General features: G+C 67.4%; 11 protein-coding genes. 4 read left to right on the plus strand and 7 right to left on the minus strand.

The annotated features are described in order from the left end of the window. Positions 1–10 precede the first annotated feature (10 nt). The 6 genes from AC5Y7D_RS00155 to AC5Y7D_RS00180 form a co-directional block, all read right to left on the minus strand. Positions 11–871 carry a TIGR03619 family F420-dependent LLM class oxidoreductase gene (locus AC5Y7D_RS00155; RefSeq protein WP_499920336.1) on the minus strand — a complete coding sequence of 287 codons (861 nt, stop codon included), beginning with the start codon at positions 869–871 and terminating at the stop codon, positions 11–13. After that, positions 868–1,512 carry a PaaI family thioesterase gene (locus AC5Y7D_RS00160; RefSeq protein ID WP_499920340.1) on the minus strand — a complete coding sequence of 215 codons (645 nt, stop codon included), beginning with the start codon at positions 1,510–1,512 and terminating at the stop codon, positions 868–870. Before AC5Y7D_RS00160 ends, AC5Y7D_RS00155 begins: the two co-directional genes overlap by 4 nt. Continuing rightward, entirely contained in the window at positions 1,509–4,433 is a 2,925-nt protein-coding gene (locus AC5Y7D_RS00165) for a bifunctional [glutamine synthetase] adenylyltransferase/[glutamine synthetase]-adenylyl-L-tyrosine phosphorylase (protein ID WP_499920917.1), read from the minus strand. Before AC5Y7D_RS00165 ends, AC5Y7D_RS00160 begins: the two co-directional genes overlap by 4 nt. Positions 4,434–4,585: 152 nt before the next feature. Beyond that, positions 4,586–5,926 carry a type I glutamate--ammonia ligase gene (glnA, locus tag AC5Y7D_RS00170; protein WP_499920342.1) on the minus strand — a complete coding sequence of 447 codons (1,341 nt, stop codon included), beginning with the start codon at positions 5,924–5,926 and terminating at the stop codon, positions 4,586–4,588. A gap of 77 nt (positions 5,927–6,003) precedes the next feature. Beyond that, positions 6,004–7,569 carry an alpha/beta hydrolase gene (locus AC5Y7D_RS00175; RefSeq protein ID WP_499920919.1) on the minus strand — a complete coding sequence of 522 codons (1,566 nt, stop codon included), beginning with the start codon at positions 7,567–7,569 and terminating at the stop codon, positions 6,004–6,006. A gap of 136 nt (positions 7,570–7,705) precedes the next feature. Further along, on the minus strand, positions 7,706–9,265 hold the full coding sequence (locus tag AC5Y7D_RS00180) for an alpha/beta hydrolase (RefSeq protein ID WP_499920344.1): 1,560 nt from the start codon (positions 9,263–9,265) through the stop codon (positions 7,706–7,708). Between the two features lie 303 nt (positions 9,266–9,568). Between AC5Y7D_RS00180 and panB the strand changes: the two genes are divergently transcribed. Continuing rightward, on the plus strand, positions 9,569–10,420 hold the full coding sequence (panB, locus tag AC5Y7D_RS00185; protein WP_499920346.1) for a 3-methyl-2-oxobutanoate hydroxymethyltransferase: 852 nt from the start codon (positions 9,569–9,571) through the stop codon (positions 10,418–10,420). Here the strand turns inward: panB and AC5Y7D_RS00190 are convergent, their stop codons facing one another. After that, positions 10,421–10,780, minus strand: a complete 360-nt coding sequence (locus AC5Y7D_RS00190) for a heme-binding protein (RefSeq protein ID WP_499920349.1) — start codon at positions 10,778–10,780, stop codon at positions 10,421–10,423. Positions 10,781–10,977: 197 nt separating this feature from the next. Here AC5Y7D_RS00190 and AC5Y7D_RS00195 point away from each other — a divergent pair, with 197 nt between their 5' ends. The 3 genes from AC5Y7D_RS00195 (at position 10,978) to AC5Y7D_RS00205 (ending at position 15,764) form a co-directional block, all read left to right on the plus strand. Then, entirely contained in the window at positions 10,978–12,528 is a 1,551-nt protein-coding gene (locus AC5Y7D_RS00195) for a CYTH and CHAD domain-containing protein (RefSeq protein WP_499920351.1), read from the plus strand. Between the two features lie 343 nt (positions 12,529–12,871). Continuing rightward, positions 12,872–14,410 (plus strand): MFS transporter, encoded by a 1,539-nt coding sequence (locus AC5Y7D_RS00200; RefSeq protein WP_499920921.1) that lies wholly within the window; start codon positions 12,872–12,874, stop codon positions 14,408–14,410. 19 nt (positions 14,411–14,429) lie between these two features. Further along, positions 14,430–15,764: a PE family protein gene (locus AC5Y7D_RS00205; RefSeq protein ID WP_499920353.1), complete on the plus strand. Its 1,335-nt coding sequence runs from the start codon at positions 14,430–14,432 to the stop codon at positions 15,762–15,764. Positions 15,765–15,821 lie beyond the last annotated feature (57 nt).

The following is a 15,821-nucleotide window of genomic DNA, read 5'->3' on the forward strand; positions in this document are numbered from 1 at the left end:
TCCCGCGGCCTCAGCCGTCGAGCGCCAGGTCTTTACGGAAGCGCGCCAGCCCGTCGATCTTCTCGGCCAGGCCGGCGTCCGGTCCCGTGTAGAACATCCACGGCATGGTGATGATGCCGGTGATCCCCGCCTCTTCGGCACGCCGGTAGTCGGCCACGGTGAACGCGTCGGTCAGCGGGGTCAGGACGGTGAAATCCTGCATGGACAAACCGTTTTCCGCGCGCAGCTCCCGCAACCTGCCCACCGCATCGAGCGCGCGTTCGGTCTTGATCAAGTCCCCAATCCAGCCGTCGTAGCGAGCCGCCCGGCGCAGCGCGATGTCACTGAGCCCGCCGACGTACACCGGGATCGGCGGCGGAGTCGGCTGCATCTCCAAGCGCGGCGCCTGGTAGAAGGAGCCGTCGAACTCGGTCCAGCCCGGCGACCACAGCTCACGCATCAGGCCGATCATTTCCTCGGTGCGCTTGCCGCGTGCCGCGAACCGCTCCCCCATCAGCTCGAACTCCTCGCGGCACCAGCCCACGCCGATCCCGAGCTCGATCCGGCCGGACGCCAGAACCGCCGCGGTGCCAATCGCTTTCGCCGCCGCATAGGGGTTGCGCATGGCCGGAATGTAGACCGTGGTGACGAACTTCAGCCGCGTCGTCACCTGGGCGAGCGCACCGACGAGCACCCACGGGTCGGGCCAGTCGGTGAACGGCTGCCACCGACGTTGTCCGTCCTTGGTGTACGGGTAGGGCGTCTGCAGCGTCTCCAGGTTGACGACGTGGTCGGGAATGCCCAGGCCGTCATAGCCCAGTTCATCTGCGGCTCTTGCAATTTCGATGATGTCCTGGGTGTTCAGGAAGGCGCTGCTGACGTAGAACTTCACTGCCCGTCCCGCGCCCACGCCGGTTCGATGAAGACCCCTTCAGATTCGACCGTTATTCCCTCGGAATCGGAGATAAATCCGCGCGCAAACACTTTTACACCTTCCCGACGATCGATCCAGGCTTCGGAGCGCAGCGGGCCCAACGGCGTGCCACGCAGGTATCGCACCGTGATCGTCCCGGTGAAACGCGCCTTGGACAGCCCTTCGCTGGCCGCCTCGCCGAGCATGTGGTCGAGCACCAGGGCACTGACGCCGCCGTGCACCAGCTTCGGCGGCCCTTCGTAGGCCGCGCCGAGCACGAACTCGGCGCGGCACCGTCCGCTGCCGTCGTGGTGTACGACGAGCGGCGGCGCGATCGGATTACACACGCCCACAACGGCATTGCCCAGCGGCAGCGGACGCCCGTCGACGCGGTAGCTCACCCCGAGGGGCCGGGTGCGTTGCCGCAGCGAGCGGGTGACCGTCTCGATCGCGGCCCGGGCCTGGGCGACGGTGTCCTCGTCGACCTCGGTGCGCACGGTCACGTCGAGGAGGTCGCGGACGGCATCGGCGAGCGGAGCGTATATGGCCGTCACCCGGTCAGCTTCGGACGCGCTCAACAGCTCGAACAGCGCTCCGAGCGCGCCGGCATCTTGGGTCAACTTCCGAACACCTTGCGCACCACAGCTTTTGCCCGCCTCGTCACTCGAAGGTAGTTGTCCAGGAACTCCCCGCCGTCGTCGTTGTGCCAACCGGCGGCGACCGCGACCGCGTTGAGCTGACGCCCCGGCCCGGGCAGCTGATCGGTGGGCTTGCCGCGGACCAGGACCAGCGCGTTGCGGGCCCGGGTCGCCGTCAGCCACGCCTGCCGTAGCAGATCGACCTCGTCCTGGGCCACCAACCCGTTTTCGGCGATGACGTCCAGGGACTCCAGCGTCGAGGTGTTGTGCAGCGCCGGGATCTCGTGCGCATGTCGCAGCTGCAGCAGCTGCACCGTCCATTCGATGTCGGCCAGTCCCCCGCGCCCCAGCTTGGTGTGGGTGTTGGGGTCGGCGCCGCGCGGCAACCGCTCGGACTCGATGCGCGCCTTGATGCGGCGGATCTCGTGCACGGCCTCGGCCGAGACGCCATCGGGCGGATAACGGGTCTTGTCGACCATCTCCAGGAAGCGGCGGCCCAGCTCCAGGTCGCCGGCCACGGCGTGCGCCCGCAGCAGCGCCTGGATTTCCCACGGCTGCGCCCATTGCGCGTAGTAGGCCTCGTAGGAGGCCAGCGTGCGCACCAGGGGGCCGTTACGCCCCTCCGGCCGCAGATTGGCGTCGACCTCCAGCGGAGGATCAACGCTGGGCTGGCCCAACTCTTTTCGGACCTGCTCGGCGATCATGTTGGCCCACTTCACCGCCTGTGCATCCGTGGCGCCGTCGGCCGTCTCGCAGACGAACATCACGTCGGCATCCGAGCCGTAACCGAGCTCGGCGCCGCCGAGCCGGCCCATCCCGATGACCGCGATCGCCGCCGGGGCGCGGCCGTCCTCGAGAAGGTGCGCCCGGATCGTCGCATCCAGAGCCGCTTGCAGCACGGCCACCCAGATCGAGGTCAGGGCCGCGCACACGTCGGTGACCTCGAGCATGCCCAGCAGATCGGCGGAGCCGACGCGGGCCAGCTCGCGACGGCGCAGGGTACGCGCGGCGGCGATGGCCCGGACCGGATCGGCGTGGCGGCCGGCCGAGGCGACCAGTGCCCGGGCCACCGCGGCCGGCTCGGCCTCCAGCAGCATGGGACCCGACGGGCGGTCGCCGTAATTCTGGATGACTTCCGGTGCGCGCATCAGCAGGTCGGGCACGTAGGCCGACGTGCCCAGCACGTGCATGAGCCGCTTGCCCACGGTCGGCTTGTCGCGCAGCGTCGCCAGGTACCAGCTCTGTGAGGCCAGCGCTTCGCTGAGCCGTCGGTAGGCCAGCAGCCCGGTGTCCGGGTCGGGGGCGTAGGACAGCCAGTCCAGGAGTCGCGGCAGCAGCACCGACTGCACCCGGCCGCGGCGGCCACTCTGGTTGACCAGCGCCGACATGTGCTTCAGTGCCGTCTGCGGGCCTTCGTAGCCCAGTGCCGCCAGCTGACGTTCCGCGGCTTCCGAGGTCATTCGGCCGCCGACGAGATCGAGGCCGGCGTGGCCCACCGATTCCAGCAGCGGCTGGTAGAACAACTTGGAGTGCAGCCGGGACACCCGGACGTTCTGGTGTTTGAGTTCCTCGCGCAACACACCGGCCGCATCGTGGCGGCCGTCGGGTCGGATGTGCGCGGCGCGCGCCAGCCAGCGCACCGCCTCTTCGTCGTCCGGCTCGGGCAGCAGATGGGTGCGCTTGAGCCGCTGCAGCTGGAGCCGATGCTCGAGCAGGCGCAGGAACTCGTAGGAGGCGATCATGTTCGCCGCGTCTTCGCGCCCGATGTAGCCGCCCTGACCCAACGCGGTCAGAGCGTCGACAGTCGAAGCCACGTGCAACGACTCGTCACCGCGTCCATGCACCAGCTGCAGCAGTTGGGCGGCGAACTCCACATCGCGCAGGCCACCACTGCCCAGTTTGAGTTCACGGCCGCGGATGTCGGCGGGCACCAGTTGCTCCACCCGCCGCCGCATGGCCTGCACCTCGGGGACGAAATCCGCACGCTCGCAGGCGGTCCACACCATCGGCGTCAACGCCTCGAGGTAGCGCTGCCCGAGTTCGGCGTCGCCGACCGCGGCGCGGGCCTTCATCAGCGCCTGGAACTCCCACGTCTTGGCCCAGCGCTGGTAGTAGGCGACGTGCGATTCGACTGTGCGGACCAGCTCCCCATGGCGTCCCTCCGGGCGCAGCGCGGCGTCCACCTCGAAGAACGCCGAGGACGCCAGCCGCATCATCTCGCTGGCCACCCGGGTGGTGATCGCGTCGGCGCGCTCGCCGACGAAGATCACGTCGACGTCGCTGACGTAGTTCAGTTCCCGCGCACCGCATTTGCCCATCGCGATCACCGCCAGTCGCGGCGGGGTGCGGTCGCCGCACACCGAGTCCTCGGCCACCCGCAGTGCCGCGGCCAGCGCGGCGTCCGCGGTGTCGGCCAACTGGGCGCCGACGGTGACGAACGGCAGCACCGGCTCATCCTCGACGGTCGGCGCCAGATCGAGTGCGGCCAGCACCAGCAGCTGGTCGCGGTAGACCGCGCGAAGTTGGTGCACGATGGTGCCCGGCGCACCCGAGCATTCCTCGACGCAACGCATGAACGTCTGTTGGAGTTGCTCGTGGGTAGGCAATCTGACGTTGCCCCGCAACAACTTCCACGAGTGGGGGTTGGCGATCAGGTGATCACCGAGCGCCAGTGAGGAACCCAGTACGGCGAACAGCCGACCGCGCAGGCCGCGTTCGGCGAGCAGCGCCGCGCTCAGCTCACCCCAGTCGGTGTCGGGATTCTCCGACAACCGGACCAGCGCGCGCAGTGCTGCGTCGGCGTCCGGGGCGCGCGACAGCGACCAGAGCAGGTCGATGTGCGCCTGGTCGTCGTGCTTGTCCCAGCCCAGCTGCGCCAACCGGTCGCCCGCCGGGGGATCCATCAAGCCCAGCCGGCCGACGCTGGGCAGCTTGGGTCGCTGCGTGGCGGGCCTGGTCACGTCATGCGCCCACGTCGCATCGCGAAGCGATGAGGAAGAGTGGCGCCCACGGCATTGACGGTAGCGCAAGCGCTCCGGCGCAGCGGGCGCCCGGGTTACAGCGACAGGTAGGAGCGCAACTCGAACGGGGTGACGTGACTGCGGTAGTTCTCCCACTCGGTGCGCTTGTTGCGCAGGAAGAAGTCGAAAACGTGCTCGCCCAAGGCCTCTGCCACCAGTTCCGAGGACTCCATGGCACGCAACGCGTTGTCCAGACTCGACGGCAACTCGCGGTAGCCCATGGTGCGGCGTTCCTCGGGTGTCAGGTCCCAGACATTGTCCTCTGCCTGCGGGCCCAGCACGTAACCCTTCTCCACCCCGCGCAGCCCGGCGGCCAACAGCACCGCAAACGTCAGGTACGGATTGCACGCCGAATCGGGGCTGCGCACCTCGATGCGCCGTGACGAGGTCTTGTGCGGTGTGTACATCGGAACCCGAACCAGAGCGGAGCGGTTGGCCGCACCCCAGGATGCCGCGGTCGGCGCCTCGCCGCCGTGCACCAGCCGCTTGTAGGAGTTGACCCACTGATTGGTGACGGCGCTGATCTCCGAGGCGTGCTCGAGGATCCCGGCGATGAAGGACTTGCCGACCTCCGACAACTGCAGCGGGTCGTCGTCGCTGTGGAAGGCGTTGACGTCACCCTCGAACAGGCTCATGTGGGTGTGCATCGCCGAACCCGGGTGCTGTCCGAACGGCTTGGGCATGAAGGTGGCGCGCACGCCCTCGTTCAGCGCGACTTCCTTCATGATGTAGCGGAAGGTCATCACGTTGTCGGCCATGGACAGCGCGTCGGCGAACCGCAGGTCGATCTCTTGCTGTCCCGGCGCGCCTTCGTGGTGGCTGAACTCGACCGAGATGCCCATGAATTCCAGCGCCTCGATGGCGTGGCGGCGAAACTTCGACGCTGACTCGTGCACCGCCAGGTCGAAGTAGCCCGCATTGTCGATCGGAACAGGCTCGGAACCGTCCTCGGCCCCCGGCTTGAGCAGGAAGAACTCGATCTCAGGGTGCACATAGCAGGAGAAGCCGAGGTCGTTGGCCTTCTGCAGCTGGCGCCGCAGCACGTGGCGCGGGTCGGCCCAGGACGCTGAGCCGTCCGGCATGGTGATGTCGCAGAACATCCGCGCCGAGTGGTGGTGGCCGGCCTTGGTGGCCCAGGGCAGCACCTGGAACGTCGACGGATCGGGGTGCGCGACGGTATCGGATTCCGAAACCCGGGCGAAGCCCTCGATGGACGACCCGTCGAAGCCGATGCCTTCTTCGAATGCGCCCTCCAGCTCAGCCGGCGCGATCGCGACCGACTTCAGGAACCCGAGCACGTCGGTGAACCACAGCCGGACGAAACGGATGTCGCGCTCTTCCAGCGTGCGGAGGACGAACTCCTTCTGCCGATCCATACCCGCACCCTAGGCACGATCTGTTAAATCAATGTTACGGATGCTTAGCCAGACTGGGGCCAGGCACGTTGCGATGCTCATGCCTGGCACCGCAGGTTGGCCGGCGGCAGCGTCAGGTCCACGAAATAGCGCACGATCGCGGTGTCCACGCACTGGTTGCCGTCGAAGGTGACGGTGTGTTGGGTTCCGTCGAAGGACACCAGCGAGCCGCCCAACTGCCGGGCCAGGTCCACCCCGGCCTGATACGGAGTGGCCGGGTCGTGGGTGGTAGAGACGACGACAACCTTGCCCGGCGGGGCCGGTGCGGCGGCATGTGGCGTCGACGTCGCCGGGACCGGCCACAGCGCGCAGATGTCGCGCGGGGCGGCACCGGTGAACTGCCCGTAGCTCAGGAACGGCGCCACCTGCCGGATCCGCTGATCGGCGGAAACCCAGGACGCGGCGTCCGTCGGCGTGGGCGCGTCGACGCATCGAATCGCGTTGAACGCATCCTGCCCGTTGTCGTAATGACCCTGTTTGTCGCGCCCGTTGTAGTCGTCGGCCAGCAACAGCAGGTCGCCCGCGTCGGTGCCACGCTGCAATCCGAGCAGCCCGCTGGTCAGGTACTTCCAGTGCTGCGGCGTGTACAGCGCGTTGATGGTGCCGGTGGTCGCGTCGGCATAGCTCAGGCCGCGTGGGTCCGAAGTCTTGCCCGGCCTGGTCACCAGCGGGTCGATCAGGCTGTGGTAGCGAGCGATCCACTGAGCCGGGTCGGTGCCCAGCGGGCAGCCCGTCGACTTGGCGCAGTCGGCGGCGTAGTCGTTGAAGGCGGTCTGAAAGCCCGCCATCTGATTGACCGTCTCGTCGATCGGACCGATCGTCGGGTCGATGGCCCCGTCGAGCACCATGGCCCGCACGTGGGGCGCGAACCGCTCGATGTAGGCGGTTCCCAACTCGGTGCCGTAGCTGTATCCGAGGTAGTTGATCTGCTCGTCGCCCAGCGCCTGACGGATCATGTCCATGTCACGCGCAGCCGATGCGGTGCCGGTGTTGGCCAGGAAGGGCAGCCCCATCCGCTCGGCGCAATGCTGGGCCAGCTCGCGGTACACCTGCTCGATGTGAGCCACGCCGGCCGGGCTGTAATCGACCATCGGGTCGCGCCGATAGGCGTCGAACTCGGCGTCCGAGCGGCACCGCAGAGCCGGTGTCGAATGACCCACGCCGCGCGGGTCGAATCCCACCAGGTCGAAGTGACGGCTGATCTCGCTGTCCTTGAGATCGGGCGCCATCCCGGCCACCATGTCGACCGCCGAAGCCCCCGGCCCACCGGGGTTGACCAACAGCGAACCGATCCGCTGGCCGGTGGCCGGAACACGGATCACGGCCAACTTCGCCTGTGCGCCAGTAGGTTTGTCGTAATCGACCAGCACCGACACCGTCGCACAGCGGGCGGTGGGAATGTCGGCGGTATCGCTGACGAAACCATTGCAGGGGCCCCAGGTCTGTGGCGTCGCGACGGACGCCGCAGGCACCTGGGTCTGCCCGGTGCCAGTGTCGGGTTCGGGGGTCGCGGCGGCGAGCGGAGGTGCCGCCGACTGCATGAGCACCAGTCCCGACGACAACAGCGCCGAGCTCACCAGTCTCAGGCGCAACATGGCGGAAATCGTCTCATTTACCAATACCGCAGTTGGACGCGGAATGATCACGCCTTGGTCTCTAATCGATACGGCCGGGCGCGTCGCGACGAGTGTGGATCTCCCGACGGACGCGCCGGGCCGTCGCGAGGTTCACGCTCGGCAGTCAGCAGGTTGCGCCGCTGGGCGGTGTGGCCCCATCGATCAGGTAGGCCGTGATGTAGTCGTCGACGCAGCTGTCGCCCTGGAAAACCACGGTGTGCTGGGTTCCGTTGTAGGTCAGCAGCGAGCCGCCCAGTTCTCTGGCCAGGTCCACCCCTGCCTGGTACGGCGTGGCCGGGTCGTGGCTGGTCGATACGACGACGGTCGGGGCCAGCCCGGGCGCGGAGACGACATGGGGCCGGCTGGTCGGCGGCACCGGCCAGAACGCGCAGGTACCCAGCGGCGCGTCACCGGTGAATTTGCCGTAGCTCATGAACGGTGCCAGCTCACGGGATCGGCGGTCTTCATCGATGATCTTCGCGCGGTCGGTAACCGGTGGCTGGTCAACGCAATTGATCGCCACGCGCGCGTCGGTCGAGTTGTTGTAGTGCCCCTTGGCGTCACGGCGCATGTACATGTCGGCCAGCGCGAGCATGGTGTCGCCGCGGCGTTCGTCGGCCAGTTCCTTGAGCCCGTCGGTCAGGTGATGCCAAAGATTGGGCGAGTACAGCGCCATGATCGTGCCGACGATGGCATCGCTGTAGCTCAGGCCGCGCGGGTCCTTGGTCTTCGCCGGCCTGCTCACCGCGAGGTTGTCCGGGTCTACCAGCGGGTCGACCAGGCTGTGGTAGACCTCGACGGCCTTGTTCGGATCGTTGCCCAGCGGACAGCCCGAATCTTTGGCGCAGTCGGCGGCGTAGTCGTTGAACGCGTCCTGAAATCCCTTGGCCTGCCGTAGATCCGCCTCGATCGGGTCGGCGTTCGGGTCCACCGCACCGTCCAGGATCATCGACCGCACGTTCTTGGGGAAGGCCTCCGCGTAGGCCGACCCGATCCGGGTTCCGTACGAGTAGCCGAGATAGGTCAGTTTCGCATCACCCAGGGCCTGACGGATCGCGTCCAGATCCTTGGCGACGTTCACGGTCCCGACATTGGCCAGGAAATTCTTGCCCATCTTGTCGACACAGCGCTGCACGAACTGCTTGGTCTCGTTCTCGATGCGTTCCACGCCCGCCCGGCTGTAGTCCACCTGCGGTTCGGCACGCAGCCGGTCGTTGTCGGCGTCGGAGTTGCACCAGATCGCCGGCCGGGAACCGGACACCCCGCGCGGGTCGAAGCCCACCAGGTCGAACCGTTCGTGGACCCGCTTGGGCAGGCTCTGGAATACGCCCAGCGCGGCCTCGATGCCGGACTCGCCCGGGCCGCCGGGGTTGATGACCAAGGAGCCGATCTTGTCACCGCTGGCCGGGAACCGGATCATCGCCAGCGACGCGGTGCCGGCGTCGGGGTGTTCGTAGTCGACGGGCACGGCGAGCTTGCCGCACATGGCGTGGCCGGGAATCTTGGCGTTCGGATTCGAGCTGCGGCAGGGCGTCCAGACCACCGGCTGTCCCAGCCGTGGTTCGGCCATGTGCGCCCGCCCGGCGACCACCCGCACACAACCCGCCGCAACCAGCACCACGACAGACAGCGCGGTCCAAATCAGCAGGGTGCGCGCGAAATTGCCGCGGCGAGACAGGCACATGGCACCATATCGTGCCAGAGCGCACATAAGACGCTGGTGAGCGGCCGATTGCCGGGCCGCAATCTCGCGCCGGTCCGAGCTTCAGGCTTCGGCGCCGCCGACCTCAGGCGGTGCACATCGCGGGTAATGCCGAGATGGTCGTGATTGGGTGCCCTCCAGCTTTCAACGACTCCGGAGCGAGGCACCGTGGCGAACCACACGGTGCATCTGAGCGCACGAGATGGCAGACTGGATTGGTCAATCGAACCCGGGGACCCAGGGAAGGGCCACGAGGATCGACCCGACCATCACCAAGGGACAATGATGTCTGAGTACGTTTACGGTTCGAGCCCTGCCGCCGCTTCAGCCGCTGGGGCGCCACGCCCCAAGATTCGCACTCATCACCTGCAGAAGTGGAAGGCCGAAGGCCACAAGTGGGGCATGCTCACGGCCTACGACTACTCCACTGCGCGGGTGTTCGACGATGCGGGCATTCCGGTGCTGCTGGTGGGAGACTCAGCGGCCAACGTCGTCTACGGCTACGACACCACCGTGCCGATCTCGATCGACGAGCTGATCCCGCTGGTCCGAGGCGTGGTCCGAGGCGCCCCTCACGCATTGGTCGTCGCCGACCTGCCCTTCGGCAGCTATGAAGCGGGCCCGTCGGCTGCACTGGCCGCCGCCACCCGGTTCATGAAGGAAGGCGGCGCGCATGCCGTGAAGCTCGAAGGCGGCGAGCGGGTTGCCGATCAGATCGCGTGCCTGAGCGCGGCCGGCATCCCGGTCATGGCGCACATCGGTTTCACCCCGCAGAGCGTCAACACCCTCGGCGGTTTCAAGGTGCAGGGACGCGGCGACGCCGCCGAGCAGACCGTCGCCGACGCCATCGCCGTCGCCGAAGCCGGTGCGTTCGCCGTGGTGATGGAGATGGTGCCGGCCGAACTGGCCACCCAGATCACCGGCAAGCTCACCATCCCGACGGTCGGGATCGGCGCCGGCCCCAACTGCGACGGACAGGTTCTGGTCTGGCAGGACATGGCCGGCATGAGCGGCGGCAAGACCGCGCGCTTCGTCAAGCGGTTCGCCGACGTGGGCGGTGAACTCGGGCGTGCGGCAAGGCAATACGCCGAGGAAGTGGCCACCGGCGCCTTCCCCGCCGAGGAACACTGCTTCTAGCTACGGCGCGGGGGCCGGCGCCCCGCACCGGGCGCGAAAGTCCGCAATCGGCTGCCGGATGTTCTGCAGTTCGGCGTGCGTCTGCGGGTTGGCGTCCATGTACTGCTGGAGTTGCTGACGCATGTCCTCTCGCGGCTGACCCTTCAGACCGGTGAAGAACTCATTGACGTCGGGGTGGGCAAACAGGTACGCCGAGGTCGCCGCTGCCACACCGGCCGAGATTCCGGCCAAGTCGGCCGCGGTGCAGTTCGGCGGCGCCGGGTCGGGGTCCGCCCATGCAGACCCCGAGGCGCCGAGAAGCATTGCGCCGCTTATCCCGCCAACGGCAATCGCGCCGGCTACCACTCGGAATTTGAACATAGACAGCTCCTTCTTCGTTCCGACCGGTGTCCGCAAACGCGGTACCACTTCGGACACGATAGGTGTTGGCGCCGACCCGTCGATGCGAACATGCCGTAAGCGGCTCCGTAACCTCGGTGTGGCACTCTATGGGTGCCTGTCGTTGGACGCTGGCGGACGTTCCGGATCCGCAGCGACACGCTCTCACGGAGAAGAAGATGCCTGCTAAAGCGCCGAAGACGGCGCGACATCTCGAAGTCGAGCGCAAGTTCGACGTGGTCGAGTCGACGGTGTCGCCCTCGTTCGAGGGCATCGCGGCAGTGGCCCGCGTCGACACATCCCCGATTCAGGAGCTCGACGCGGTCTATTTCGACACCCCGAAGCAGGATCTGGCGCGCAACCGGATCACCCTGCGGCGCCGCACCGGCGGTCATGACGCCGGATGGCACTTGAAGTTGCCTGCCGGAGCGGACTCGCGCACTGAGGTGCATGCCCCGATCGACGCGTCCGACGACGCCGCCACCGTGCCGGCCGAACTGTTGGACGTGGTGCTCGCCATCGTCCGCGACCGCCCCGTCGAACCGGTCGCACGCATCACCACCCGCCGCGAAAGCCAGATCCTCTACGACGCGGACGACACGGCGCTGGCCGAGTTCTCCAACGACCACGTCACCGCGTGGTCGGCGGCCAACGGCTCTGCTCCCGCCGAGCAGCAGTGGCGCGAGTGGGAGCTCGAAATATTGGGCACCGACGCCGAAACGGCCAAGGCGAAAGACCGGAACGCCAGCCACGAGCTGCTGAACCGGCTGAGCAATCGGCTGCTGGACGCGGGTGCCTCACCCGCGGGCCACGGATCGAAGCTGGCCCGGGTGCTGGAGTCGACCAGCCCGGCCAAGCAGACCGCGGCTGCCGCGCCGCCGTCCGACCCGGTACATCGCGCGGTGGCCCAGCAGGTCGAGGAACTGCTGACCTGGGACCGCGCCGTGCGCGCCGACGCCTATGACGCCGTCCATCAGCTGCGGGTCACCATCCGCAAGATCCGCAGCCTGCTCAAAGACTCCCAGGATTCGTTCGGATTGGTCGATGGCGCATGGGTTCTCGACGAATTGCGTGAGCTGGCCGGGGTCCTGGGTGTGGCGCGCGACGCCGAGGTGCTCGCCGAGCGTTACCAGCGTCAATTGAGCCGGTTGGATCCCGATCTGGTTCGTGGGCCGGTCAGCGAACGTCTCGTTAATGGTGCCCAGCGGCGCTACCAGCTCGGTCATCGGCGCTCGTTGGCCGCCATGCGGTCCAAGCGGTACTTCCGACTGCTCGACGCACTCGATGCGATGGTGGCCGAGCCACCGGCCGTGACCGCGTTCGGCCAGGAGCCCCGTCCGGTGACTATCGATGCGGCCTACCGGCGCGTCCACAAAGCCGCCAAGGCCGCCAAGGCCGCCGAAGTCGCGCAAGCCGACCACGCCGACGAGGCCCTGCACGTGATCCGCAAACGCGCCAAGCGGCTGCGCTACACCGCCGCGGCCACCGGGGTGGACAAAGTTGCCCAGCAAGCCAAGGCCATTCAGACGTTGCTCGGCGAACACCAAGACAGCGTGGTCAGCCGTGAACATTTGCTGGCTCAGGCTCAAGCCGCTCATCTGGCCGGGGAGGACACCTTCACCTACGGTCTGCTCTACCAGCAGGAGAGCGACCTCGCCGAAAACAGCCGGGAGCAGTTGGATTCCGTGCTGCGCAAGCTCGACAAGGCGGTGCGCCGCAGCCGGCGCTGAGCCTATTCGGCTACCGCGCGGAGGAGTTAGGGCTGCAGCCGGAATCTGTTTCTCGGCGTCGACCATCCCTTTGGACGCCGTTGCGGTGCCTTCAGCCGTCTACCCGAATCCCCGATAGTGGCGCCACCCCGGCAACGCAATTCGTTCTCAATCCACTACCCCTCATCAATTCGAGATGAATTGGTGAAGAAAACGTTGACTGATACTGCGTTCGAGAGTGAAGATCTCATCATTTAAATTGTCACGTCAGCCGCGTGGAGTCGCAATCACACCGAAGGAGATTAGGATGCGCACCGATCCTCGTAGTGTCGTGCTCGCCTGCTGCGGCGCGTTGGTGGTGGTCATGTCGGCGGTAGCCGGCGTGAATGTGGCTCTGCCGGACATCGCGGTAGACCGAGGCGCAAGCGCGACCGATTTGACCTGGATCGCCGACGCATACACCGTCGCGTTGGCGGCACTGGTATTACCGGCCGGCGCCATCGGTGACGACTTCGGCCGCCGGCGGACGCTGATCGGCGGCACATTGGTGTTCGGGCTGGCCAATGCGTGGGCAGCGGCCGCAGGGTCACCGTCCGCCATCATCCTTGCCCGCGTCGTCATGGGCATAGGCGCGGCGTTCATCATGCCCAGCACGCTGTCGACCATCACTTCAGTGGTCCACCCCGATCACAAGAGCCGCGCCGTGGGCATCTGGACCGGATTCGCCAGCGTCGGATCGATCATGGGCCTCATGCTCAGTGGCTATCTGATGGAGCATTACACTTGGCGGGCCACCTTCATCGGCACCGCGGCGATGGCCGCCGTATCGCTGATTGTCATCGCGTTGCTGGTGCCTAACACAAGAAGCGGAGAAGAGCCCGCACCGGACCTGCCGGGTGGCGGTTTGAGCGCGATCGCCATCGGCACTTTGATATACGGCATCATTGAAGGCGCCGACCAGGGATGGACACACTCGACCGTGATCGTCGCGTTCGTTACGGCCTTGGTGGCAATCATTCTCTTCGTATTGCACGAGCTGCGCACGGCACGCCCCATGCTGGACCCACGCCTGTTCACCGACAGCGGCTTCAGTTCGGGCACAGCCGCGTTGGTCATTCAGTTCCTGGGCACCTTCGGCTTCTTCTTCGTTGGGCTGCAATACATCCAGCTGATGCTCGGCTATGCACCGCTCAAGTCGTCGTTGGCGATGTTGCCGATGGCCGCCGTGGTTCTTCCGGTTTCCGCAATTGCACCGAAACTTGCCTTGCGACTTGGCAATCGAGTGGTCATCGTCGCGGGACTGAGTTGCATGGTGGCCGGTTTCATGCTGCTGGCCCGGCTCGACAGTGGCTCCACATACTCGAATCTGTTGGTCGGAATGCTGATCTTCAGCGGTGGCCTTGCCTTATCCGCCACTCCCGCCACCAACATCATCGTCGACTCGCTGCCGCCGGAAAAGCAAGGTGTCGCCTCCGCGATGAATGACGTCACTCGTGAGCTCGGGGCGGCACTCGGGATCGCGCTACTCGGTTCGCTGTTCAGCGCAGGATACCGAGACGCTCTCAAGCTGCCTGCCGCAGTGCCCCAGCAAGCCGCCGGCACGATCCGGGAATCCCCCGCCGCGGGCATGCATGTCGCCGCCGACCCACAACTCGGCGCGCTCGGTCCAAGCGTTAACGACGCGGTGCGCGACGCCTTTGTCACCGGCCTCTCGCACGCCTTCATCGGGGGTGCGGCCATTACCGGCCTGACTCTAATTCTGTTGGTGCTCTTCCCGATACCGCGCCGAGGACGGCACCGCAAGGCGCGCCGCTTGCCCGCACCGCCCAATCCGTCGTGGTGGCTACCGTTGCTGCGCGGACAGCTTCAAAAGATTCCAACACCTGCAAAATCGACTACGTGACGTTGAGCGGAGCAGTGCGATGTCTTTTGTGAGCACAGCACCTGAGCTCATTTCGGCAGCGGCGACGCGGCTGGTCGATCTCGGGTCAACGCTTAGTGCGGCCAATGCAGCCGCTGCGGCGCGGACCACCGAAGTGGCCGCAGCGGGTGCTGACGAAATCTCCGCGGCGATCGCGGCATTCTTCGAGTCGCACGGCCAGAGCTATCAGACCCTCAACGCCCACGCGGACTGGTTCCATCAACAGTTCGTTCAGGCGTTGGACGCAGGCGCGACGTCGTACGCCCAGGCCGAATCGACCAGCAACTCGATCCTGGAAGGTTCCGTCAACGCGGTGAACTCCCGAACGCAGGCCCTGCTGGGTCGGCCGCTGATTGGCAACGGCGCCAATGGAGCACCGGGACACGACGGAGGAGACGGCGGTCTCCTGTACGGCAACGGTGGCGCGGGCGGGTCCGGTACCAGCCAACATCCGACGGGGGGGCATGGTGGGTCTGCAGGGCTGATCGGCAATGGCGGGCCCGGCGGTTCCGGGGCCGACACCGGAGCCGGCGGCCGAGGCGGCACCGGAGGGTTGTTGTTCGGCAATGGCGGTGCCGGTGGTTCCGGCGGGTCTGGCGCGGCCAACGGCAACGCCGGGTCCGGAGGGAACGGCGGTGACGCCGGGTTGATCGGCAACGGCGGCCCCGCCGGATCCGGGGGCAACGGCACCAATGGACTCGATGCCGGTGGCGACGGGGCACCGGGCGGCAACGGCGGGCATGCCGGCCTGTGGTTCGGCAGCGGCGGCCCGGCAGGAGCCGGCGGCAACGGGGGTAACGCCCCCAACGGCAGTGCCGGCAACGGCGCCCCAGGCGGCAACGGTGGCGACACCGGGTGGATCGGCAACGGCGGCCCCGCCGGAGCCGGCGGCAACGGCGGCAACGGACAGACGGCCGGGCATGGCGCGGCGGGTGGTGCCGGCGCGAACAGCGGCCTGTTGATCGGCAACGGCGGGCCGGCGGGAGCCGGCGGCAACGGCGGCAACAGCACGAGCGGTAGCGGTGGCAACGGATCGCCCGGCGGCAACGGCGGATTGGCCGGACTCTGGTACGGCAACGGTGGCCCGGCCGGAGCCGGCGGCAACGGCGGCAGCAGCGCAACCGGCCTCGGCGGCAACGGCGCGGCGGGCGGTAGCGGCGGCGCCGCCGGGTTAATCGGAAACGGCGGCCCGGGTGGGGCCGGCGGCAACGGCGGCAACAGCGCAACCGACGAAGGCGGCAACGGCGCCGCCGGCGGCCAAGGCGGGCAAAGCGGACTGCTGATCGGGGACGACGGGCCCAACGGTTCCGACGGCAACAACGGCAGCAGCGGCTAGCCAGCCAGGGTTGTCGAGAGCATGAGGCGGACGAGTTGGCCTGTAAGCCGGAAACCG

Source organism: Mycobacterium sp. NGS49 (genome assembly GCF_059812565.1).

Coding starts and splice junctions, on each gene's coding strand:
- AC5Y7D_RS00200 (WP_499920921.1), top strand. CDS start 12,872: ATGTCGGCGGTAGCCGGCGTGAATGTGGCTCTGCCGGACATCGCGGTA.
- glnA (WP_499920342.1), bottom strand. CDS start 5,926: ATGGATCGGCAGAAGGAGTTCGTCCTCCGCACGCTGGAAGAGCGCGAC.
- AC5Y7D_RS00195 (WP_499920351.1), top strand. CDS start 10,978: ATGCCTGCTAAAGCGCCGAAGACGGCGCGACATCTCGAAGTCGAGCGC.
- AC5Y7D_RS00165 (WP_499920917.1), bottom strand. CDS start 4,433: ATGGATCCCCCGGCGGGCGACCGGTTGGCGCAGCTGGGCTGGGACAAG.
- AC5Y7D_RS00180 (WP_499920344.1), bottom strand. CDS start 9,265: ATGTGCCTGTCTCGCCGCGGCAATTTCGCGCGCACCCTGCTGATTTGG.
- AC5Y7D_RS00205 (WP_499920353.1), top strand. CDS start 14,430: ATGTCTTTTGTGAGCACAGCACCTGAGCTCATTTCGGCAGCGGCGACG.
- AC5Y7D_RS00190 (WP_499920349.1), bottom strand. CDS start 10,780: ATGTTCAAATTCCGAGTGGTAGCCGGCGCGATTGCCGTTGGCGGGATA.
- panB (WP_499920346.1), top strand. CDS start 9,569: ATGTCTGAGTACGTTTACGGTTCGAGCCCTGCCGCCGCTTCAGCCGCT.